20 protein-coding genes and 2 pseudogenes are annotated in these 23,699 nt (G+C 44.6%); 13 read left to right on the top strand and 9 right to left on the bottom strand.

Translation table 11 applies throughout. The annotated features are described in order from the left end of the window. Positions 1 to 303: 303 nt before the first annotated feature. From V2H45_RS17285 to V2H45_RS17250, 8 genes are all read left to right on the top strand, one after another. The gene (locus V2H45_RS17285) at positions 304 to 2,013 is read left to right on the top strand and encodes an ABC1 kinase family protein (RefSeq protein ID WP_330484912.1); all 1,710 of its coding nucleotides are present in this window, start codon (positions 304 to 306) and stop codon (positions 2,011 to 2,013) included. After that, the gene (locus V2H45_RS17280) at positions 2,010 to 2,597 is read left to right on the top strand and encodes a hypothetical protein (protein WP_330484911.1); all 588 of its coding nucleotides are present in this window, start codon (positions 2,010 to 2,012) and stop codon (positions 2,595 to 2,597) included. Before V2H45_RS17285 ends, V2H45_RS17280 begins: the two co-directional genes overlap by 4 nt. 64 nt (positions 2,598 to 2,661) lie before the next feature. Continuing rightward, positions 2,662 to 4,674, top strand: a complete 2,013-nt coding sequence (locus tag V2H45_RS17275) for a DUF3352 domain-containing protein (protein WP_330484910.1) — start codon at positions 2,662 to 2,664, stop codon at positions 4,672 to 4,674. Between the two features lie 689 nt (positions 4,675 to 5,363). After that, positions 5,364 to 7,505: an EAL domain-containing protein gene (locus tag V2H45_RS17270; protein ID WP_330484909.1), complete on the top strand. Its 2,142-nt coding sequence runs from the start codon at positions 5,364 to 5,366 to the stop codon at positions 7,503 to 7,505. Positions 7,506 to 7,656: 151 nt separating this feature from the next. Then, positions 7,657 to 8,175, top strand: a complete 519-nt coding sequence (locus tag V2H45_RS17265; protein WP_330484908.1) for a hypothetical protein — start codon at positions 7,657 to 7,659, stop codon at positions 8,173 to 8,175. An 81-nt stretch (positions 8,176 to 8,256) separates the two neighbouring features. Beyond that, complete coding sequence (locus V2H45_RS17260; protein WP_330484907.1) at positions 8,257 to 9,333, top strand: tetratricopeptide repeat protein; 1,077 nt, start codon at positions 8,257 to 8,259, stop codon at positions 9,331 to 9,333. 153 nt (positions 9,334 to 9,486) lie between these two features. Then, the gene (locus V2H45_RS17255; RefSeq protein ID WP_330484906.1) at positions 9,487 to 10,458 is read left to right on the top strand and encodes a GntR family transcriptional regulator; all 972 of its coding nucleotides are present in this window, start codon (positions 9,487 to 9,489) and stop codon (positions 10,456 to 10,458) included. 97 nt (positions 10,459 to 10,555) lie between these two features. Then, positions 10,556 to 10,795, top strand: a complete 240-nt coding sequence (locus V2H45_RS17250) for an Hfq-related RNA-binding protein (protein ID WP_330484905.1) — start codon at positions 10,556 to 10,558, stop codon at positions 10,793 to 10,795. Between the two features lie 110 nt (positions 10,796 to 10,905). On the opposite strand, the gene V2H45_RS17245 is transcribed toward V2H45_RS17250, so the two are convergent. The 6 genes from V2H45_RS17245 to V2H45_RS17220 all read right to left on the bottom strand — a co-directional run bounded on the left by V2H45_RS17245 (position 10,906) and on the right by V2H45_RS17220 (position 17,104). Then, complete coding sequence (locus V2H45_RS17245) at positions 10,906 to 11,913, bottom strand: diguanylate cyclase domain-containing protein (RefSeq protein ID WP_330484904.1); 1,008 nt, start codon at positions 11,911 to 11,913, stop codon at positions 10,906 to 10,908. A 67-nt stretch (positions 11,914 to 11,980) separates the two neighbouring features. Next, positions 11,981 to 13,198 carry a mechanosensitive ion channel family protein gene (locus V2H45_RS17240; protein WP_330484903.1) on the bottom strand — a complete coding sequence of 406 codons (1,218 nt, stop codon included), beginning with the start codon at positions 13,196 to 13,198 and terminating at the stop codon, positions 11,981 to 11,983. A 73-nt stretch (positions 13,199 to 13,271) separates the two neighbouring features. Continuing rightward, a complete protein-coding gene (gene galE, locus V2H45_RS17235) occupies positions 13,272 to 14,264 on the bottom strand; it encodes a UDP-glucose 4-epimerase GalE (protein WP_330484902.1) in 993 nt (330 codons plus the stop codon). Between the two features lie 45 nt (positions 14,265 to 14,309). Next, positions 14,310 to 15,104, bottom strand: a complete 795-nt coding sequence (locus V2H45_RS17230; protein WP_330484901.1) for an ABC transporter ATP-binding protein — start codon at positions 15,102 to 15,104, stop codon at positions 14,310 to 14,312. Next, the gene (locus V2H45_RS17225) at positions 15,101 to 16,225 is read right to left on the bottom strand and encodes a tetratricopeptide repeat protein (protein WP_330484900.1); all 1,125 of its coding nucleotides are present in this window, start codon (positions 16,223 to 16,225) and stop codon (positions 15,101 to 15,103) included. The genes V2H45_RS17230 and V2H45_RS17225 overlap by 4 nt, the downstream gene beginning before the upstream one ends. 222 nt (positions 16,226 to 16,447) lie before the next feature. After that, a complete protein-coding gene (locus tag V2H45_RS17220; RefSeq protein ID WP_330484899.1) occupies positions 16,448 to 17,104 on the bottom strand; it encodes a hypothetical protein in 657 nt (218 codons plus the stop codon). 482 nt (positions 17,105 to 17,586) lie between these two features. On the opposite strand from V2H45_RS17220, the gene V2H45_RS25655 reads away from it, so the two are divergent. From V2H45_RS25655 to V2H45_RS17210, 3 genes are all read left to right on the top strand, one after another. Then, positions 17,587 to 17,757, top strand: a complete 171-nt coding sequence (locus V2H45_RS25655) for a cytochrome c peroxidase (RefSeq protein WP_408648812.1) — start codon at positions 17,587 to 17,589, stop codon at positions 17,755 to 17,757. A gap of 211 nt (positions 17,758 to 17,968) precedes the next feature. Further along, entirely contained in the window at positions 17,969 to 18,244 is a 276-nt protein-coding gene (gene vapB / locus V2H45_RS17215) for a type II toxin-antitoxin system VapB family antitoxin (RefSeq protein WP_330484898.1), read from the top strand. Further along, a complete protein-coding gene (locus V2H45_RS17210) occupies positions 18,245 to 18,400 on the top strand; it encodes a PIN domain-containing protein (protein WP_330484897.1) in 156 nt (51 codons plus the stop codon). Between the two features lie 116 nt (positions 18,401 to 18,516). Here the strand turns inward: V2H45_RS17210 and V2H45_RS17205 are convergent, their stop codons facing one another. Beyond that, a complete protein-coding gene (locus tag V2H45_RS17205; RefSeq protein ID WP_330484896.1) occupies positions 18,517 to 19,326 on the bottom strand; it encodes a DUF561 domain-containing protein in 810 nt (269 codons plus the stop codon). Positions 19,327 to 19,408: 82 nt separating this feature from the next. On the opposite strand from V2H45_RS17205, the gene V2H45_RS17200 reads away from it, so the two are divergent. Continuing rightward, a complete protein-coding gene (locus tag V2H45_RS17200) occupies positions 19,409 to 21,523 on the top strand; it encodes a hypothetical protein (protein ID WP_330484895.1) in 2,115 nt (704 codons plus the stop codon). Between the two features lie 139 nt (positions 21,524 to 21,662). Continuing rightward, complete coding sequence (locus tag V2H45_RS17195) at positions 21,663 to 22,679, top strand: bifunctional heptose 7-phosphate kinase/heptose 1-phosphate adenyltransferase (protein ID WP_330484894.1); 1,017 nt, start codon at positions 21,663 to 21,665, stop codon at positions 22,677 to 22,679. Between the two features lie 26 nt (positions 22,680 to 22,705). Here V2H45_RS17195 and V2H45_RS17190 read toward each other — a convergent pair. Both V2H45_RS17190 and V2H45_RS25650 read right to left on the bottom strand, forming a co-directional pair. Then, a pseudogene (locus V2H45_RS17190) lies at positions 22,706 to 23,242 on the bottom strand (molybdopterin dinucleotide binding domain-containing protein); the annotation flags it as partial. Then, positions 23,236 to 23,313, bottom strand: a pseudogene (locus tag V2H45_RS25650) (Uma2 family endonuclease); the annotation flags it as partial. The pseudogenes V2H45_RS17190 and V2H45_RS25650, both read right to left, overlap by 7 nt. Positions 23,314 to 23,699 lie beyond the last annotated feature (386 nt).

Genomic DNA, 23,699 nt, shown 5'->3' with positions numbered 1-23,699 from the left:
CGACGGCGAATAATCGTTTGCAGTCAGATGGAACGTTTACCTATCTCTATGATGACGAGGGGAATAGAATCTATCTGAGAGCAACTATTCCCTAAGCTCATTCAAAATCTTTCTCCACAGGTTCAGTAGGATCTAATTTTGGAACTCATTACTATCAGGATAAAGGTAAAACCTCAGTTAAGCTTGATTAATTCCTTAAGCTTTGCAGATTAGTTTGTAGTTTCGTATACTATACTTAATAGATTTTAATAAACTAAAAATAGTTAGGCTATATAAATTGTGATGAAAGAGGGATCTAGCAAAGTGAATCGACATCCTCTTGAAAGCTTAAGAAATTACGATCCGATCGCGATCGCAAACTACTACAAACCCCGTCCTTGGCAAGTGGCATGGAGACTGATCAGCGTCACCTACATGTTCTTCGGCTTTCTTTTAGGATGCGCTTGGGATCGATGGCAAGACAAAAACAAGAGCCAACCCAAACGAGCCGAACAGCTACGCCGCATCATTACGACCCTAGGACCAACCTATATTAAGGTGGGGCAGGCACTCTCTACACGTCCTGACCTCGTGCGCCAAGACTTTTTAGTCGAGCTAACCAAACTGCAAGACAAACTGCCCCCATTTTCAACGCCTCAAGCATTTGACATCGTGCAGCGAGAACTGGGTAAGCCCGTTACAGAGGTTTATGCATGGGTTTCTGAGGAACCTGTGGCGGCGGCAAGTTTGGGACAGGTTTATAAAGCGACGTTACATTCTGGTGAAGAAGTTGCGATTAAAGTCCAAAGACCAAATCTTCTGCCAATCTTGACGCTAGATTTATTTATTCTGCGCTGGTTTGCTACTTGGTTTGGAACGATGTTGCCGCTTAACTTGGGCAATAACCTAGATGCGATCGTGGATGAGTTTGGCATCAAGCTATTTGAAGAAATCGATTATGTCAATGAAGCCAGAAACGCTGAGCGGTTCGCAGGCTATTTTAAGGACGATCCGAATGTTAAGGTTCCCTCTATTTTTTGGGATTACAGTACCAATTGCGTTTTAACCCTTGAGTGGATCGACGGCATTAAGCTCACAGAAATTGACAAAATTCAAGCGGCGGGACTCAATACCGATGCGTTGGTAAGAATTGGTGTGATGTCTGGGTTGCGGCAATTGCTAGAGTTTGGCTTTTTCCATGCCGACCCTCACCCAGGCAACCTATTTGCTACCTACGATGGGCGGATGGCATATATCGACTTTGGCATGATGGATCAGCTCGATCTCAACACTAAAGAGCAGTTAGTAGATTCCGTTGTGCATTTAATCAACAAAGATTACGATCAGTTGGGGCAAGATTATGTCAACTTAGGCTTTTTACAACCCCATGTCGATATGAAGTCGATTGTGAAGGCACTTGAGTCGGTTTTGGGTGACATTATGACTGAGAAAGTGAGCGACTTTAACTTTAAGGTCGTCACCGATCGCTTTTCTGGTCTGATGTACGAATATCCCTTTAGCCTGCCTGCAAAATTTGCCCTCATCATCCGCTCGGTAATTACCCAAGAAGGCGTTGCCCTCAGTCTCAACCCTGACTTTAAAATCGTACAGGTTGCCTATCCCTATGTGGCAAGACGTTTGCTCACAGACGAGTCCGAAAGCCTACGCAAACGCTTGTTAGAAGTTCTGTTTAAAGACGATAAGTTCCAATGGGCGCGGTTAGAAAATCTGATTGCGATCGCCAAGTCAGATGACAACTTTGACCTTGTACCCACTGCCAAAATGGGCTTACAGTTTCTCATGTCCCAAGAAGGCGAGTTTTTGCGTCGGCGCATCATCTTAGCCTTGACGGAAGACGATCGCTTGCACACTGATGAGATCCAACGCCTGTGGCAATTAATTCGTGTCGATCTCGAACCCGGCAAGTTATGGAATGCTGCCTTGGGTGCAATTCGTACCTCTATTCGCGATGCCATGCCTCAAGCGATCGCCGCCGTTTTACCGATCTCCCTACTCTCTGGGATAAATTCATGATTGGCATCAAACATTTTTTTGCGATCGTATTGCTAGTAATTTGTTTGGGGATTGGTGAGCTGAGCTTAGACTGGACTGTACCTAGTTGGGCTGAGACTGTCCCCGCACCTCAATTCGCAGAGATGTCCGCAGAGGTATCTGACGGTGGAGCAACTAGCGGATCGACAAATCCCAACCAGTTGGTTGAGGGCATCGACAAGATCAAAGTTGCTATGAAAAAGCTACGCTTTTGCTATAACGAAAACTGTTTCTACCGTCAGATCGAAAGCAAGATCGATCCTCCTAGCAAAGTTTCAGATACCTACACGGCAACGATCTCAGCGCTTGTCGATCGCCCATCTGCCAATCCTAACTCGGCAGATTATCATTTTGCCTACGTAGACGATCGCTGGCAACTCATCAAGGGCGAGGAATATACAGATGTGGCGGACTATGTATTTGATGGCGATCGCTACGAAATCTTTAGCGTGCACACAAATCGGGTAATTCGGGGTAATCTAGCTCAAGCAAGAGAAGAGGGTAATCTTAAGTCTGGTTACATTCCTCTTTACTTTGAAATCTTGAATAATGGTGTAGAACGCTAGTTTTATTGCATAAGTTACTAAAATAAACTCCAAAGTCACTCCTGTTTATAAGAGGTACATAGGCTTGGTTAATCTATTTAATTTGGCATTGCTAGCTTTTTTGGGTGTAGGTTTTTCTTCTTCAGTGGGGCAGCCTAGAAATGCAGTTCCAGCCCCTCATACAGCAAGTGCCGTCACAGTTCAATCAACCGTACCTGCTAAACCCTCTCGGAGTGCGGTTAATGCTTCACTTACGCCTGAAGTTCTTGCCAATCAATTTTCGCCCATTGCTCAAACGGCTTCAGAGCAAGAACCCCTTGCTGCAGCCAAAATCCTTCCTTCCGATCTTCTCAGCATCGCTGTTTTGAATGTAAATCCTCAACTGTGGGACGAAGCCGATCGCTTCAACCCATTTGGGATTAAAGCTTTAGAGGCGATCGCGAAGTTGAACCAATTGCCTAAGGGTATGACCTTTAAACAGGATATTCAGCCTTGGCTTGGCGATCGCATTGTGATTGCCGTATCTCAAGCACCCAACAAAAAAGACTTTGAGCTGATGGTTTTGATGCCCATTACCAATGGTGCTAAATATGAAGCTTTTATCGCGAAGGCGATCGCAAATCACAAACAGAAACCAAATGCTTCAGAATATAAGGGTGTGCGGATTTTAGAATGGGAAGCGGACGATCCTTCTCATATAACTGCTCTAAAAACCTGTTCCAAGAAACCGCTCAAACAGTTCCTCAATAAGCTTACGCACAATCAAAATCTAAAATGCGAACAGGATATCGATGATAACGAAGAAGATAATGGATTTCCCGATTCTCTGAAATTGGATATCTTTGGATTTAGCGAGAATGGAGCAGTTCTGGCAACATTCCCCAATGGATATCTTGTAGTCAGCGGTTCGCGGCAACCGATCGAAAAACTGATTGATGCTCAGGCAAATCTTATCCCTCTAACAGAGAACCCTCTATTTCAACGCACCGTCAAGAATCCTCTATGGCAGCGATCGCTATTGGCTGGCTATGGTGACAACAAGCTCATCCTTCAAATGGTTGAAGCAAATCTGATCAAACCAAGTAAACCAGAAGTCGAATCCAAACCCAAAGCAGAAATTGAGCCTCCTAATCCATTTGGATATAGTGAAGAGGATCTTTTGAGAGGACTGCGTAGATCGGCAGATGAATATGCCAGTTTCGATCTATATACCTGGGTATCCCCTCAAGGATTACACAGTCAAAGTAACACCTACTATACAAAACCCCATACGCTCAAACCTGCGATTGGTAAAAGCGATCGGATTTTATCGCTTTTACCAGCCAATAGCTATGTTTCTATTTCCAGCCAAAACTTTACGCACCAATGGCAGTGGCTCAAGGAAGAAATTAAATGGCAGCCCTCTTTTGGGTTTCTTTACGCGAGCATGCGTCAAGCCTTAACCGCTACGTTTGGCGTAGATATAGATCGAGATATTGCCCCTTGGATCGATGGTGAGTATGCCATGGTTCTTTTTCCGAGCGATCGCGGACTATTTAAAGCATTTGACATCAATTTAGCGGTAGGGAGTGTGATTCAAACCTCAAACCCTTCAGCGGCAAATGCTGCCATTGCCAAAATTGAGAAGCAGATTCTTAGTTTAGCGGATGGCACACTCTCAGTCTCCAAGCGTCAAGTTGGTGGTGTGCAGGTGACCAGTTGGGAGGTCAATGACCCCGAACACAAGGCAGCCTCTCAAAGTGTGTTTGCCTATGGCTGGAAGGATAAACATACGCTCGTCCTTGCTACGGGAATTGCACCGATCTCGACCCTGATCGTTCCCTCAAGTTCTTCTCTTGCTCAGTCAGAGATGTTTAAAGTTGCGATCGCAAACATGCCTAAGCCTAACTTTGGTTATTTCTTTGTAAACACCCAAGGAGTAGCTCGACTGGTCGTTTTAGGTTTTGCTAGCCTCAGTGAAACCTTCTCGGAATCACAGGTGCCACCTCAAGTCACAAAGATCTTAGATACCCTTGGTGGCATGGTAATTGCCTACTCTCAGACCCCTGAAAAATTACAATCTGACTCTTTCTTAGGGCTCAATCCTGTGAAGAAATAGGACTGCGATCGCGATTTCAGACCTGTAGGAGCCTAAGCAAAATTTTAAAGATCTGAGGGATTGTTTCGGTTTCGTCGGTTGATATAATATAGCCCTGTAAGATACTTGCTATTGATTTTGTTATTCCTGCTAACTGTGTTAGTTAGCGCAAAGATCTTAGTGTCACAGTCAAAACACTGAAATTCTTACTAAGAGCGATGTATAAGGTCGTAATGTAGACTCAAGATTTAGATTTACTCAATCTTTGGCATTTTTTAGCTATTTGGCATTTTTGGGCTATTCAGTAATACACATACAGGCCTAGGAAATATTTTGATTTACTTAGACTTTAAACCACAGGCTCGGTAAACACGCTCGGTAAAAATGTCTAGGTAAAGAAAAAACATTCTACAAAGTCACAAGTTAAAAACTTTCTGTGTATATAAGTAAAATATAGATAAAATACAAACAAATTTTAGGAACTAAACTAAGGTTGAAAATTATCACAACATATTAATAACGAATAACCACTAAAATTACGAACAACCACGAGAACTATATACCAAATTGAATTTGCGGCAGATGAGAAAACGATTTATGGCGATCGCTACCAATCAGCCAAACAGGCCTAATTGAACTCCCTCAAATAAGCCTTCATGAAACAATAAGCAATGACGAATGTATAAGGCAATCCATCTAAGAATGATTTAATGTTAGATAATCCAAGCTTGAGACTGGGTGTTAGAGAGGTTTTGCAAGTGCCACATAAAGAGGACATTACCCTACTAGAAGACAAGCAACTCTATCAATTTTTACTGGTTGAAGATATCCAAGGGGTACGTAGGATTTTACTAAACTCCACAAGCTATTCCATTGGTCGCAATCCTTCCAACGGGATTGTACTTTACTCTAATTTAGTTTCCCGTCAGCACGCTACGCTGCAACGCGTGCCTATGCCTAAAAAGTCAATTCAACTCTTTCGGATTATTGATGGCAATTTACAGGGTGAACGTAGTAAAAATGGCATCTTGATTAATGGCAAACGTAAGCTTTCACATCTTTTGGCCCATGGAGATGAGATTGTTTTTAGTAAAGACACAAAAGCACTTTATCAAGTAGCTTCTAACTTTACCGAGGCATCTGTGCCCAGTGATGATGCCACGATCGCAATTTCTGAGAATGAACTGGCTGTTTTTAACGATGAATTAGCCGTTATTAACGATGAAGTCATGTCTCGGTTGGCATCGATTCCGGAACTAAATCCCAACCCCATTATTGAAATCGATCTTGAAGGAGACATCACCTACCTAAATCCTGCGGCGATGCAACAGTTCCCCAATATTGATACCTTAGGTTCTCAACACCCCACGCTACAAGGTTTATTGTCCAGAGCGACCAGCCTACAAAATGGTAACCAAGATTTTTTTGTGCGCGAGGTGGAAATTAATGAAAGGGTAATCGAGCAATTTGTCCACTTTATTCAATGTAGCGATTTGATTCGCATCTATGTAGCTGACATTACAGAACGGAAGCGATCGCAAGAAATCATTGAATATCAGGCATCCCATGATTCGCTCACAGGGTTGCCAAACCGCCAATATATGAATGAATTCTTAAATCTGGCATTAGCTCAAGCAGAGCGAACAGCAGAGCAAATTGCCGTGATATTTTTTGACCTAGATCGATTTAAGCTGATCAATGATTCTCTCGGTCATAGTACGGGCGATATGCTCCTAAAAGCTGTATGCGATCGACTCGTGCACTACTTACCCAAAGATGACTTACTCGCAAGATGGGGAGGCGACGAGTTTATTTTAGTTTTGCGTCATGTGACTTCACCAGAGCAAGCCCTCAAGGTGGCACAAAAGGTTACAAAAATTCTCGAACCTCCTTTTATCTGTGATGGCCACGAACTGCATATCAGTACCAGCATGGGAATTAGCCTCTATCCTTTTGATGGTAAAGACGTAGACACATTGATGAAAAATGCTGATGTTGCCATGTACCGTGCTAAAGGCAACGGTCGCAATAACTGTCAGCTTTATAAGTCAGTTATGCATGAAAATACCTTCAAGCGATTATCTATGGAAAATCGCTTGTGCAAGGCGATCGAGAATGATGAATTGTTGGTTTACTATCAACCACAGGTAAATTTGGAACTTGGGAAGGTTGTCGGTGTAGAAGCATTAATGCGGTGGCAGCACCATACTTTAGGACTCCTACCCCCCAGTCAGTTTATCCCCCTTGCTGAAGAGACTGGATTAATTGTTTCCATTGGTTATTGGCTGCTCAGGCAGGTTTGCGCGCAGAGCCATGCTTGGCAGTTGGCAGGACTTCCTCCTTTGCGACTGGGGGTCAATCTGTCATTACGTCAATTTCGGCAAAAGGATTTTATCGAAAAATTGTCTCAGATCCTCGAAGAAACTGGGTTTGACCCTCACTTTTTAGATCTGGAATTGACAGAGAGTATAGTGATGGAAGATATAGAAGAGAGTGTCACTAGACTGAGAAGGCTACGAGATATGGGAATCAGCCTCTCCATTGACGACTTTGGTACGGGGTATTCTTCGCTCAGTTATCTCAAGTCTCTGCCGATCAATGTGTTGAAAATCGATCAATCGTTTGTCCGAGATATTACCGAGAACCTGTACGATCAAGCGATCGCGATATCTATCATTACCCTAGCGCATAAACTCAAGTTGAATGTAATTGCAGAAGGAATAGAGACTAAAGAGCAAATGGAGTTGTTGCGATCGTTCGGTTGTCATGAAATGCAAGGATACCTATTTAATCGACCAGTTCCACCCGCAGAACTGGCTGAATTTCTGATCGCGCAGCCAGTTTTATGGTGATTTAACTCTGCCTTTAGAAGTATTTGTATGAATTTTTTTAAATCCATCGAAAATCTATAGATCAAAAGTCACAGTGTCTGGTATCATCTCGTCCTATCAAGTCGCTGCGCTTTCAGTGGCTCACTCACACAAAAAGAAGGAAGTGATATCCGTGAACAAAAATCTATTCAAGCTGGTCAGTGGTTTAGGAATATTGGGTTGTGTGACAGTGCTTGCAGCGCAACCTAGCCAAGCACAACCCGCCTATGGCAGCTATTTGGGCGTTGGGGCTGGTTTTGGTTTAAGCAATGGCAACACAGCCTTTGGAGAAGGTTCTAAAACATCTCTATTACTTTCTGGCAGATACAAGTTCCTAGAAGTGCCAATTTCCCTGCGCACCCAAGTGCTCATTGGCAATAGTACTGCTGTTGTACCTACTGTCTCGTTTGATGTACCCCTAAACTTTGATGCTGATGTTTACTTGGGTGCAGGCATTTCTCTAGCCAACACGATCGATACCACCCCTGTCGGTAATAAAAATAGCTTTGTTTTGCAACCAGGGATTGACTACTCTGTCCCAAATAGTAACCTAGTAATTTTCGGCAACGTTCTATTTGCCTTTGATGCCTATCGCAACGCCCCTGGGACAACTGCAACCTCTCTCCAAACTGGACTCGGCTGGCGTTTCTAGAGATTTGATGCGCATTCTGCCGCGCCTTACGTTTGAAATCTAGTAACATGACATAAAAATGTCTGTGTTTTCAAACTACCTATGCAAGATCTTGTAGCTGCATTCGAGAGTCAATTTGCTCAAAAACAGTTCTCCGCTGCCTCTGTCACCTTAAAGCAATTACTCAAAGATTACCCTGATGATTTGCAGCTACAGGTCTTGCTTGCCCGTTTTTATGATGCCACAGGCAAACCTGAAAAGGCTGAAACAATTTATCGGAATCTTTTAAGGTCGCAAACTCAGTCCAAATTGCTCAACCAAGCTCGCCAAGGACTGAAAGCGATCGAAGACGCTGAGATTAAACAACGCAAAGATCGAATTGCTAAAGCCCTAGGAATATTGGGGGGAGAAAGCCAAGGGTTACTGGCTGTAAGACCGATCGCTCCAGAAGTCCGCGATCGCATTGTGGAGAAGTTTGCACGCATTTTTCGGCTCGATCTTTACTCGGCTAAATTTAAGTTACCTAGCCGCAATCTCAAAATTCTTCGTACGGGAACTGTGGCAGAAATGCAGGTGTATGCCGAGGAACTCAACAGCATTGATATTCCTGCTAGAGCGGTAAGTTTAGATGCGATCGCCAAAATCGCTGTTTATAACATTGACTACTTTGAGTTGCCCAGTATTCATCAAGTGCATGCGATTCATAATGATGGTGCGATCGCCTTTCGTCTAGATGAGGTCAAAGCGAGAGTCGAAGGCATCATTCCCACCTTTGGGCAAGTGGTCACGGTAGATGCCAAACACAAACTCGTATGGAAAGATCAGATTTTAGATCGGGTGAGATTTTGCGATTTTCACATTCCAGAGCGAAATTGCATTCTGCGCTTTCATGACAACCATTACAAGTTCGATCGAGGCATGCAGTTACAGGTTAAAAAATCGCTAGATCATCTTGCCCCCACAGTCCAAGAGCGATGGGTAGCTTTGATGCAATGGGTGGAGCAATCATTCCCCGAAGTTCCAGTTCACAATGATTTCACCCCTTTTGCCGATATGGCAATGGCATATTCCGAAACATTAAAAGAGATTGAGCATCACATAGACCTACTACGGCATAAACCCAGCCTGTGGGATAATTGCTTTCAACTCTTTAGTGGGATGATATTTCTGGATAGGTGATAACCCCCATCACTGAGCCTGTAAGCATCGATAGTGTGGGCTTCTCTGCGAATCCTAAAGAATGCATCGGAAGTACTAGGTATAGAGGCGAGGCATTCTTGTACTTAGTAGTTGTCTAGATCGAAACCTTCTGAATAGGATTGAATCGTGCATATGGTGCAGTTTTTTATTAAAGCCGATAGCGAGATTCCCGCATCTACACAACTATTTGACCAGATTAGTTTTGCAATCACCACGCGTCAGTATACGCCGGGGCATCAACTCCCTAGTACGCGCCAACTTGCCAATTGGACTGGGCTACACCGCAATACGATTAACAAGGTCTATCAGCAGCTTAAGCATGCTGGGCTTGTCGAAGCTAGAGGGGGCTCTGGAATTTACGTTAGCCTACCAACCACAAAACCTACAGGGGACTCGGGTATTCCAATTCCAACCTTGCAACAAAGCGTGCGCCAAAGTATTGACAAGATCGTGAGTTTGGGATGCTCGTTATCGCAGGTAAGGGATCTTTTACTAACTGAGATTGATTGGCGGCTGAGATGTAACGCTCAACTCCTTGTTGCTTCTGGACGTGAAGATCCTGGGGTCGCACAGGTGATGGCAGGAGAATTAGAAACGGCTCTGGCAGTGCCCGTTCAGACTGTGGCTGTGGAGGATTTGGATAAAGTTTTGGAACATGCGACAGCGGGTACAGTTGTGACCAATCGTTATTTTTTAGAGCCAACTTGCCAAGCCGTGGGCAATCATCAGGTTCGAGTAATTGCTGTAGATATTTACACCTATAGTCGTGAGATCAACCTCATTCGCAACTTACCCATGGGCTCTTATGTCGGCTTGGTTTCAATCAGTACTGGGATCTTAAGGCTAGCAGAGAGCTTAATTCATAGTTTGCGTGGGGATGACTTGTTGGTTGTCTCGGCTTTGCCCCAAGACACCTATCGCCTGCAAACCATTGCCCGCAGTGCAAATTTGATTATTACGGGACATTCAGGCAAAGCGGAACTAAAAGAGGCGATCGCGGCTACAAAACACGAGCGTATTCGACCAGTAGAGGCAATCTTTTGCGAAAATTATATTGCTAGTGAGTCAATTGAACTTCTCAAGCTAGAATTAGGTTTAAATTAGCGGCTAGCGGTTATCGCCAAGGGATAAATAGAGAATATTCCCACGCTACTAGCACTGAACGATTGGTCCATAACAACTAGCAACAAAACCTAAAACTATGAGTACCCCCCATCAAGCACCCGTCGCGTCTATGTCAGAATTTAATACTTCTTTACCTAGCATTCGCCGTATCCAAGGCATCATCAGAGAAAAAAGCGATGTAGAAGTCAAGCTACTTACAGGTGATGATATCAATGGCAAGGTGTTATGGATCGATGACAACTGTATCTGCATTGAGAGTGGTACAGGGTCAGTCAAAACAATTATTTGGCTTCACGCCGTGGCATATATCAAGTAATTAGCTTTGGTAGCGCTCTGTTGCTTTTGGAAAGGCTAGACGACGCGATACATTTCACAGAGCTATTTTCCTTAGAGTTCTCTAGCCTGATTTCTTTAGCCAACTTTTCTTTAGCCAACTTTATAGATGCAATTATGCCCTGCAAACTTCGCTTCTTCAAGGGCATAGCTTGCACCTGTAATCATGATCGCTGGTGTCGCTCCAGGTACTGGGACAAATCCCATAACGCCTACGCTGATGGTCACATACTTACTGACCGAAGAGCTTTCATGGACGAGTTTTAGCTCATTGACATGCATACGCATCAGTTCGGCTAGATAAACAGCATTATCAGCATCAGCATTCGGAAGAATCACAGCAAACTCAGCGCCACCATAACGAGCAACGAGGGCATGGGGATTGTCTACAACAGATTGAATTGCCGCCGCTACTTTTTGCAAGCAATTATCACCTTCATAATAGCCGTAGTACTCATTTAACTCTTTAAAAAAGTCAACCCCACACATGATTAGAGATAGTGGCTGCTGCTGCTCTCCTAACTCTTGCCACTGCATTCTAAGGTAGGCATCAAAATAACGCCGATTGGATACTTGCGTCAAACTATCTAGACGAGCGAGCTCCAAAAGTTTCTGGTTATTTCGTTGCAATTCTTCGGCTACGGAGGCTTGTGTACTTACCTGATTTTGTAATTGGGTATTTCGGGCTTGAAGTTGTTTTTGGGCCTGATAAAGACTTAGCTGAGCTTCAACCCTCGCTAAAACCTCTGCAATTTGGAAAGGCTTTAAAATATAGTCAGCTCCACCTACAACGAACCCTTGGATTCGATCTAGAACCTCGTCTAGCGCACTGATAAAAATTACAGGAATATTGGCAGTGGGCGGCTCTGACTTGAGTTTTCGACAAACATCATAGCCACTCATATCAGGCATATTGACATCGAGCAAAATTAAGTCTGGCGGATCTGCCTTGGCACTAGCCAAAGCCATTTTCCCACTGGTTAAACATCGCACGATGTAACCTTGGTTGGTAAGTACAGATGAGACCAAACGCAGATTTGCAGGGGTATCATCAACAATCAAAATTGTTTGGTGACGTTTTTTTTGTCTGTGTTGGTTCATCCTATGCGATCCCGATATTAAACAAACATTGCCTGTGGAGATTAACGAAATCTAGCTTAATTCCTCATTATTCTAGCTTAGCAGTAGGTTTACCCCTCTGGGAATCCATGTCATGCTGATAAGCAAACTCGATGCCTCTTTGGTTAAATTCTATATGAATTGCAAGGTTAATTTGCTCTTGAATATTCATATATTTTTTGTAATCATTACTTAGAACGTAATAGACCACATCAAAATTTAAACTAAATTCCCCATAACTACTGAAATGCGCGCGATCGAAGCTTGTATGCTCGATCGCTTCGATAATATTTTTAACGATCGCGGGGATTTCGCGCAACTTGGCCAAGTCAGTATTGTAGGAAACGCGGATTACAAAAGCAGCACGCCGCCGTTCCATTCTCTTAAAGTTTTTTAATCTCGAAGAGGTGAGGTCCGTATTAGAAAAGATCAGTTGCTCGCCACTGACGCTTTTAATGCGCGTGGTTTTAATGCCTACACTCTCAACTGTGCCTGAAAATTCGCCCACCACAATCAAATCGCCAATCTCGAAAGGGCGATCGAGCAAAATGGAATAGTAGCTAAACAGATCTTGTAAAACCCCTTTAGAAGCCAGCGCGATCGCAACGCCCCCAATGCCCAAACTGGCAACAACTGCCGAAAGATTTAGCCCAATATTCTCTAGAAAAAAGATGACACCAATCGTCCAAACCACAACGCGAACAGAAGGGAAGAGAAGACTAAACCCCTCGTCCTGAATCTTTTCGCCCCTTCTTTTGAGCCAATAGTACCTGACGGCATTCTCAAGCAGGATATTAGAGATCCGAATCGCGAGAAAGGTAAATAGGGAAACGCCAAAGATATCTACAAGACGATTTAAGGTGGGATGTAACAGTAATCCCTTGAGACTGAGATAGATTAACCCACCATAAAAAATTGGCAGGGCGGATTTCTCCACAAAGGCAATGACAGCTTCATCGACTTTTATTTCCGTTGCGATCGCCCAGCGTTTAAAGCGTGGGAGCGCGATCGCTTCAAATGCTCGAATTGCCACAATACCCAACAACAAGGTTCCCAAGGCAATCAGGTAGTTTTGAACTGTATTATGCAAAAATTCCTGTTGCAAGATCTCTGAAAGAGAATAGAATTGTGCATCTGGGAAGGAAGTAGCTCCAAACCCTAAAAAAGGCAAGACACCAATTCCTAACATAAAGGCAGACAAGCCTAGATTGCGATCGCCCAAGGGATGTTGAAGCGAGTGTCGAAAAAAACGCCAAATACTTCTCATCGAGACAATTCCCTTCTATCTTTTTACGCCAATTCCAATTGACAACAGCGTGAGATTCTCAAATGCCACAAAACTAGCCATGTCGGTGCTGATGCCATTGCCAAGCATGCTTGAGAATTTGCTCTAGATCGGCATACTGAGGATTCCAACCCAGCATATTTTTGGCTTTCTCACCACTTCCCACCAAAGCAGGTGGATCGCCCTCGCGGCGTTCGCACATAATCGCCTTAATCTCTCTACCCGTGACCTGTTTCGCCACCTCAATCACTTCCTTAACCGAAAAACCGTTGCCATTACCGAGATTAAAGGTTTCGCTGGTTCCATTTTGGAATAAATGTTTCAGACCCAAGACATGTGCCTCTGCTAAATCGGTAACATGAATATAGTCTCGAATGCAGGTACCATCAGGGGTTGGATAATCTGAACCAAATACGGAAATCGAGGCTCTTTTACCTAAAGCTGCCAATAGAACGAGGGGAATGAGATGAGTTTCAGGCTGATGATCTTCACCCAGTCTGCCTTGGGGATCGGCGCCTGCGGCATTGAAATAACGAAAGACCACTGACCTCAGCCCATAGGCACGGTCAAAATCCTTGAGAATCTGTTCTACCATTAATTTGGTCATGCCGTAAGGATTGATCGGATTTTGCGGATGATCCTCGGGAATGGGAACCTGCGATGGCACGCCATAGGTAGCACAGGTGGAAGAGAACACAAAATAGGGGATTTTGGCGGCAACCATCGCCTCTAAGAGGGTCAGGGTTCCTACCACATTATTGCGATAGTATTTGTCAGGCTCGGTTACAGATTCACCGACATAGGCAAAAGCCGCAAAGTGCATCACGGCTGCGATCGCATGGTCAGCAAACAGACGATCCAAAAGGGCGCGATCGTTAGTATCTCCCACAATCAGCTTGGCATGGAGTGCTGTTTCAACCAGATCTCGATGTCCGTAGACCAAATTATCAAGAATTAACACCTCATAACCGAACTGCTGCAAAGCAAGCACCGCATGGGAACCGATATAGCCTGCTCCACCTGTGACTAAGATCTTGGGTTGTGTCATGGCGCTTGAAAATCCTCTTTCCGATATTTTGATCGACTGCTTCAATCAACTAGCTTGATCTATTTTGACGGTTTTGCCAATATTTCCCACGCCTAAATATAATTCGGCAACTTTGGGATCGTTCAAGAGGTCGCTACCTTTGCCCTCAAATCGATCGCGTCCTGTATCGAGCACATAACCGCGATCGGCAATCGCTAAAGCCTTACGGGCATTTTGCTCTACCAGAATAATGGACGTTCCTGCCGCATTAATGCTTTGGATCAGATCGAAAATATCTTGCACCAAAAGCGGCGACAGTGCCGCCGAGGGTTCATCTAAAATGAGCAGTCTTGGTTCTAGCATCAGGGCACGCCCCATCGCTAACATCTGTCGTTCCCCACCAGAAAGGGTTCCCGCCTTTTGATTGTGGCGTTTTGCTAGGGTGGGAAATGTGTCGTAGATCTTTTGCTTGAGTTGCTTGAGATCGCCCGTTGAGAGATAGGCGCCCATATCTAGATTTTCTGACACGCTGAGCGACGGAAAGACATTAGCAATCTGCGGTACATAGCTTATACCCAGACGCACAATTTGTTCGGGCTTTAAGCCTGCGATCGCTTGACCCGCAAACGTGACTTCCCCCGATCGCACGGGAACCAAACCAAACACCATTTTTGCTAAGGTAGACTTTCCTGCCCCATTTGCCCCGATCACGGCAATCAGTTCGCCCTTCTTCACGATCAGATTGACGCCTTGGAGAATATCTACTCCATCGACATACCCAGCTACGATCTCTTTGACTGCGAGCAGAGGTTGGTCGGAAGTTTCTAGAGAACTTGGCTCGGAAGGTTGACTGGCATTCATTTCTTTAACCCTTCTAACGCTGTGCGTACCTTTGCGAGGGACTCAGAGTCACCCTGACGATTAAAAAGCGTTTCAGCCCGTTCTAAGGCTTTTCTGGCTTCTTCAGTCCGTTCCTGTTTGGCTAAAGCCTGCCCTAACGCCAAATAAGCAATGCCACTATCAGGATCGTTCTCTAAAATCCGTCGGTACGCCACAATCGCACTCGATATCGAATTTTGCTGAAGATAAATATCAGCGATCGCCATCTGAATGTCTACCGAATTGGGTTTTGCAGCCGCAGCTTTTCGCATTGCCGCGATCGCTTCGTTATAGCGACCTTGCTTTTGAAACACTAACCCCATCGCTAAGTTAGACTCGGCATGGCGCGGATTAATTTCTAACGCCCGTTGATATTTGGCGATCGCTTCGTCATAGCGATTTTGCTTGGCTAATAGGCTACCAAGGGCAAACCAAACATCGGCATTAAGCGGGGCAACCCGATCGGCTTGGTTATAGATATCGATCGCACCTCTAAAGTCACCCTTTTGCTGGAGAATATAGCCCAAATTTAGGTATGCCTTAATCTCTTTGGGGGATGTGGCGATAATTTGGCGATACACCCGCGCCGCCCCATCAAAGTCTTTGCGCTCGGTGAGAATATAGGCAATGCTCTGCTGTGCGTCAAGATTTTTAGGATCTAACTCAACGGCACGACGATAGGCAGCGATCGCTTGGGGATATTGTTGCAATCTCGTATAGACAAACCCTAACCCCGTATAGGCACTTGAGCTTTTGGGATCGAGGCGGGTGGCAGTTTCTAAGGCAGCGATCGCCCCTGAGTAGTCTTTTTTCTGAGTAAGCAAATAGCCAATACTCATTTGAATGCGGGCATTTTTAGGCTCTAGCTCGGCAGCGCGGCGGTAGGCTTCGATCGCCCCTGTAATATTTTTGCTTTGCCACAGTTGACGTCCCTGTTTGATAAAGTCTGTAGCAGTGGGCTTACCTTGAGCTTCAGCGCGATCGGCGATCGGGGAGTAAAGAGTTGGCGGGACTAGAAAACCGATCGATAAGGCGGTAAAAACAGCTCCTGATATTGCTAACGAACGGATAAAGAAACTAGTGTAGGAACGAAACTTTGACATAGGGTCTCATGAAATTCAAGGCATCTTGACCTTGATTATGACATGATTGTTCCGTTCTCAGAACCGTGGCTAAATCGTCAAAGATAAGTTCCTAGTTTCAGTAAGTTTTAGGAAACAAAAGAGAACTTCCATCAAATTTAGCCACGTCGATCCTTACAAACTGAGAAACTCAAGAAATCTATTTATGAAAATTTCTTACTCAAGTCAATCATAGAAACGCAATTAGGCAGATCTAGTCGATCCGTTAGCTTTGTTGCCAGCTAGATCGTCATAGGCAGAGATAACAATGCAAATACTCAGAGGAGCAGTTACAAAAATGCCAATTCCCAGACATAACAAACCTACAAAATTTAATGCACCAAGGGCTAAAGTTAATATAAATACTTGAAGCCATTGTTTTGTCACAAATGCGCGACTCGTTTCTAAAGCTTGCCAAAACTCTAAATCCCAATCGACGGCAAACTGAATCGCAAAAGTATAGGAAACAGCTAAATAGATACCAGGAATCAATAAGCAAATCATTCCTACAAAAATTAAGAGACCACCGACCAAAGAGATCAGAAATAACTGCAAGAAGTATTTATTGGTCAGCCCTTTAAAAAAATCATTAAATTCAAAAGAGCGTCCTCTCAAGATTGCCAAAACCACAAAAGTATAGCCTGCTGCCAAAGGAGCACTAATCAAGGAAGAGGCCATCGATCCTAAGATTGGAATAAAAGCTAAGACTAAGTTAATCAGGAAAACTACAAGGATAAATCCAATCATAGGTAGGAAGCATGGTTGTAACACCTCCCAACCCTTGCGAAAATATTTTTCAATATTGACTTCATAGTCTCTTTGCAAAATGGCATCTAATTGCTCATTTCCACTACTATTCATGACTTCAAGACTCCTCGATAGATTTTACGGTAAATACGGTAAATACATAGAGCATTTTCAATGCTTAAGATTACTACAGCGTATTTCATTAATCTTAGATTTAATATGAAACTTTGAATTAATTATTCTTGGTTGGGCAAATCGAGTTTTACAGAATGAGCCAACCAGTGAAGCTACACTAGATTCAGCGCGATCGCATGGTATAGCAATCCTAAATCGCTTGGGTTTTGTAGAAGTTCCATAACTTCCTACAATATGAAGAATATTTACATTCGCTCCATGGGAAGCTCAGCTAGATTTATCTGATTATTTCTTGTTATGAAAGATTGGGAAGTTCAATAACGGAAAACCTCAACGTTGTTTTACATGAAAATATTCCAAATAAAACCGCGCGCACTTAAACAATGGTCGATCTTGGCGATCGGAATTTGAGGTCTGATGGTTTTATTTTTACAAAGTTGTCAGAATTCTGAGACTTTAAGATCGCCAACAATGGAATTACGGGTGAGAACATCAAAGATGCGATCGCTACCTTCACAAAATCTCTCTATACGCCCAATTCTCGATTCGATCTCTATTTACGCGGTCAACAGGATGCGATTTCCGAAGAGGAGAAAACAGGTTATAAACTCTTTTCGCTAAGAAAGCTTTGATGACTGGACTATAGAGTTTAGTTGGATCAATGCGGGGATTATTCATCCACCGAGACAATTGCCGTTGCTTACTCTGGGCGATTTCGGCTTTCGTACTGATATAACCGATCCACTTGGTTAAATTCACACTTCCTCGTGACGCGCTAACCTATCAACAAAACTAAGGTTGCTATAATGTTTTTAGTCGAGCGTCAATCAAGGAACAAAAGCAATGGTGCAACGCATTGACAACAACCATAAGCCTCAAAACATAGATGCTTTAGATACAGAGCTTTTCCGAGCGATCACGATCATGCCTAAAGAGATAAAAGTCGCGGTTTTAGATTATGCAGAATATCTAATTAACAAACATTCTCAAAGTAATTCTCACGCTATTGTTCAGACGCAAACCCCTTCCAAAAAACGTCAGGCAGGATTACTAAAAGGTAAAATTTGGATGGCTGATGATTTTGATGCGCCACTAGAAGACATGAAGGACTATATGTAAATGTTGCTAGATACGCATACATTACTGTGGTTTTTGAATGATGACACCAAGTTAATTCCAAATATCAAGCAGAAAATTGAACAGGCTAGTAATGCCTACGTAAGCATTATTTCCATTTGGGAGATTGCCATGCAATTTCTTGATAGTCAGTTGTGATGCAGTGTTTGACAAATATCTAGTACAAAGAATTTGGGATATAGAGAAGGAATAATTCTAGGTTAATTTTCATAAATGAAACTAACCTAGAAAATATTAAAAAAGCGTAAAAACAATTAAATTTCGGCGGAACGCATCCCGAAGGGAATCGCTGCCAAATTCATCGCTAAGGCTTCGCGCAGACTGCGTACAACCGCAATCATCGAAATTTCATCGGTGAGTTGATTTACGGCTGAGCCAACACCAACACCTGATGCTCCACTTGCGATCGCCATCGGTGCAGTCACATTCGACAAACCAGAGGCACAGAGCACAGGTACAGAAACCGCACGACTGATGGCATAGGCAGCCGCTAAGGTTGGTGTTGCCTTTTCGATGAGTCCTAGTGTGCCGCTGTGGGTAGGAGCGCTGCTCGTGCCACCCTCGGTTTGAATGATGTCAGCGCCACAGGCAACCAACTGTTCGGCAAGGCTAACTTGCTGGTCTAGGGGTAATGTGTGGGGCACGGTTACAGACAGGGCAATATTGGGGAGCAAAGCTCTGGTTTGCTTGGTTAGCTCGATGATTTCATCGGCAGTAAATAAGCGACCCTGTGGGTAAAAACTGTCATAGTTGCCTAGCTCGACCAGATCGGCGCCAACGGCAACGGCAGCAGCTAAGGCAGCGGGATCGACCGCAGACACGCATACAGGTAGATCGCCGTAGGTTTTCGCAATATTAACAAGATTGGCATCAGCGGCAATATCGACAAACGTGGCATCCCCATAGGTAGCCGCTTGCGTCACCATCCGCACCGATGTCGGATCGAAATTTTGTAGCCCACTAATAATTTTTAAGGCACTACGATTCTTAAAAGCATGAGACAGAGCAAGGGGTAAACGGTTCACACTAGTCATAAATTTTGCTGCTCGACTGTTTTCTTTCATTACACTCTCGATATTTTAGTGGGTTTGCAACCGTTTTTCGGTATATTGCGGTATGTAGATTTTGAGATTTAAGGCAGGTTTTATGTGGGCGATCGCAAAGCAAAGACTACAGCAACACCAAAGAACTAATTCTCAACCTCCCTCCAAACCCAGATCGAATTGGCAAAAACTGTTCTCGCTAGCCTTTGCGATCGCGTTGTGTTTCTATTTGACAGCCTGTGGTGGTGACAAACCCAGTAATGTCAAAAAGTCCACAGTGCAGGGCGCAGGGGTGACAGAAGTATCACCGCCAATTGAAATTCAACGACTCAGCCGATTTTTAGATCGCTATGAGCCACAGGTGGCGATCGTTAGCCCCAAACCCGATACCGTTCTTGACAGCACTACAGTAACGGTTAAGTTTGATGTCAAAGATTTACCCATTTTTAAAAATGCAACCTTTGGTCTTGGCCCCCACGTTCATGTCGCGCTCGATGGTCAAGAATACAAAGCCTTGTATGACCTAAACCAAGCAGTTACCTTCGAGAATCTTCTCCCAGGAACCCATACAATTCGTGCCTTTGCCTCGCGTCCATGGCATGAAAGCTTTAAGAATGAGGGAGCCTATGCCCAAACCACTTTTCACGTTTTCACCAAGACTGGCGAAAACACACCCAGCCCTCAAGTACCTCTGCTGACCTATAGCCGCCCCGTTGGGACTTACGGCGCAGAGCCCATTATGTTGGACTTTTACTTGAAAAATGCCCCACTGCATTTAGTGGCTCTAGAGGACGACACTGTCTCCGATTGGCAAATTCGTGCCACCCTCAACGGTCAGAGCTTTACCTTTGACCAGTGGCAACCGATTTACCTCAAGGGCTTTAAACCAGGCAAGAACTGGGTAAAGTTAGAACTCCTAGACAGCACGGGCAAATTGATCCCCAATACGTTTAATAGCTCTGCCCATGCGATCAACTATCAACCCAATGGGTCAGATACTTTAGCCAGATTGATGCGTGGCGAAGCGATCGCCAGTATCGAAAAAATTGTCGATCCAAACTACGTGCCCCCTGCTCCACCCGTTGAGCCTGTGGTCGTACCAGTAGCACCAGTAGTTCCAGCGATCGCTGCCCCCTCCGTTGCGCCAGCACCAGCTAGCACCCCAGAGCCCAAAGCTGAAGTGAAGCCTGAAGTGAAGCCTGAAGCTAAGCCAGAGCCTAAAGCCGAAGCTAAACCAGAGCCTAAAGCTGAAGTTAAGCCAGAGCCCAAAGCTGAAGCTAAGCCAGAACCTAAAGCTGAACCTAAGGCTGAAGTGAAACCAGAGCCTGCTCCATTACCAACGAGCGAGCCAGTTGTCGTTCCTCCCGTGGTTGTGCCACCTGTGGTAACTCCTGCGCCTAGTGACAAGCTAACGGAACCAGAGGTGAAAAAGCCTGAAGCGAAAAAGCGTAGATTTATTCCTTCTTTTTCTTCTCCTAAAAAAGCCCCAGCGGTCACAGATTTTAACAAAGCGATCGAGAGCAAGGAAGTTCCTGTTTCTAAGCCCCAACCACCTGTTGTTAAGAAAGAACCGATTGCTAAGCCGCAGCCACCTGTTGTCAAGGATGAGCCCAAAGCGGACTCTAAAGTCGAGCCGAAATCTGAACCAAAAGTTGAGCCTAAAGTTGAGTCCAAACAGGTCGAACCAAAGGTTGAACCCAAAGCTGAGCCAAAAGCTGAGTCTAAACAGGATCCAAAGCAAGAAGTTAAGGTAAAGGAAGCTCCCGTCGTCCAACCTTCTCCCACGGAAAGTCCAACCTCAAAGCCCTCGTTCTTTGACAGATTTAGACCCAAAGAAACTCCTAAAGCAGTAGAACCCAAGAAGCAAGAAGCTCCTGTTTCTAAGCCTCAACCATCTGCTGTAAAGGATGAGCCTAAGGTTGAACCCACACAGGCTCCCAAAGCAGTTAAAGCAAAGGAAGCTCCAGTCGTGCAACCTTCTCCTTCGACAAGCCCATCTCACAAGCAATCCATTCTAGAAAGATATAGCAAAAAGGAGAATACCCAGCCCGTACAACCCAAGCCCCACCTAGCTCCACCTCAGCAGGTTCAGCAACCCATCTCTAAATTTGTGCCTCTCCAAGAGAAGCTCAAACAACAAAAAGAAGAGGCAGAGAAGCCTGCTGAAGATCTCGCACCCAGCATTTCTGGAACCTCTAAACCCATAAAACTACGCTAGTCGAGCTGAGAGGATACGTAAAATTCCTCACTATTTTCAAAACTAGTATCCGATCCCCTAGTCCCCCTTTATAAGGGGGATTTTTAGGTGAATAAGAACAAGGTCGATCCCCATTCACGCTAAGTAATTACCTCTTATCATGCTCGATCCTACGTTTCAAACAAGGTTAACCGATTCAGTGCCTGACCTGTTGGGCTTGCTCGATCGCTTCGATCGAGCTCGTATTTTAGTGATCGGCGACCTCACCCTTGATGAATTTCTTACAGGGCAAGTGGAACGGATCTCCCGTGAAGCCCCAGTCCTCATCATTCGTCATGAGGGAACCAAGCAAGTTCCGGGGGGCGGAGCCAATGCCGTGTATAACTTAGCGAAACTTGGCGCAAAAGTGATTGCTGTGGGTTTGGTGGGTGACGACCTTCAGGGTGTAGCGTTGCGTGGCATTTTTGAGGATGCGGGTATCGATACATCTGGCGTGATTGTCGATCGCTCGCGACCCACAGTCACCAAAACCCGCGTTTCTGGTCATGCTCGCCAGTCTGTCACGCAGCAAATTGTGCGCATCGATCGCAAGTCCGATCTTCCGCCCAGCGAGGAAATTCAAGCCCTATTGGTGGAAGCGATCGCTTCTCGCCTGCCAGAAGTTGATGCTGTCGTTTGCTCGGATTATGGTGAAGGGGTAATGACTGCCTCCGTGATTGCAGCGGCATTAAAGCACGCTCTTGTGGTTGTAGATGCGCAAAAAGATCTGGATCGCTATCAAGGTGCAACCATCTTTACCCCAAATCTTCCTGAAGCCGAACTTGCCGTCGGTTATGACATCAAAGAGAATCTGTCAACGGCAGCTAGAGACTTGCTGGCGCTCACCCATGCCAAACAGATTCTAATTACACGCGGCGAAGATGGCATGAGTCTATTTAGCCAAGAGGGGACGAGAGAAGATGTACCAGCTTTCAATCGTACCCAAGTGTTTGATGTTACTGGTGCGGGGGATACGGTTGTAGCAGCACTGACACTGGCTTTAGTTTCTGGCGGATCGTTTTGGCAAGCCACCGTGTTGGGGAACTTGGCAGCAAGCATTGTCGTGCGTCAATTTGGTACGACCACAACCAACCCACTTGAAATGCAAGCAGCATTGGAAAATCTTATATCTGTGTAATCTTATATCTGTGTAATCAGCGAATCTCAATGATAGATTGCTACAGGAACGCGCTTAAAGGCTGGCGTGCCGCAGCGATCGTCAATCGGAGCGCTAAAAATTACATTCACCTCTGGATAGAACATCAATGCCGAGCCTTGGCGAATTTGCCCGTAGATAATCTCGACCTGCTCCAGTTTGCCCACATTTCCCAGTACAGTGACCCTTTGATGTTCGTGGAAATTTGCAGATCGAGCATCCATGGCATTCATCAAAATGCAGTTGCGGTGAGGCATCCCCCGATAATAATCACCCTGCTTGTACACGACTGTATTATGCTGGGCATAACTGCGCCCCGTTCCTAACACCAACACAATTCCCTTAGTAGTACTGGGCAATCCAAACTCATCTAGACTTGGCAAGGTGAGTTTTGGAATTGGGGTTACAAACATCTGTGCCTTCCCCGTGGGTGTGGCAAATTCAGGCTTATGGAAGATTCTACCGTCAATCGTAAACTCAGCTTTGGTTTCGTCAATTTCGCCAATTTTTTCATACCCTGGAATCGTCTGAGCAATCAATGGTCTGTTGTCCCACCTGTCATGCTGACAATTTCCCCATTTTTATATTCATGCTTTTCAGTGGCGAGTTCTTCCATCGCCAAATATTCATCAAAGGTGTAAGTTCGATATCTTCATCAACAGGCGATCGCAAATTTGGGTTAATTTCTGATATCTAGATCCCCGACTTTTTTTGTGCTTGACATAGGTTGTCTCTGATTTTATAGAAAAAGTCGGGGATCTCAACTGCTGAAGGTTACTTAATGCTGACTTGTCCGTTCATGAGCATCGGTAGCAGCCAATCGCGGAGTTGGGTTAGTTGTTGATTTTGTCTGTGATTATTTAAAATCAATAAATTATATTTAGAAACAATTTCATCATATTTTTTAAGACAATCGTTTGATGGATATACTAGTTTTAAACTATGTAAAGGGCATCTCTAAAAATACAAACAAGAGTAGGAAGGGATTTGAGGAAAATGAGG

The sequence above is a fragment of the Tumidithrix elongata BACA0141 genome (assembly GCF_036349135.1).
In the GTDB taxonomy this organism is placed as follows: Bacteria; Cyanobacteriota; Cyanobacteriia; order Pseudanabaenales; family Pseudanabaenaceae; genus Tumidithrix; species Tumidithrix elongata.
Note: the sequence above shows the minus strand (reverse complement) of the source record. Positions and strands in the feature narration are given on the sequence as shown.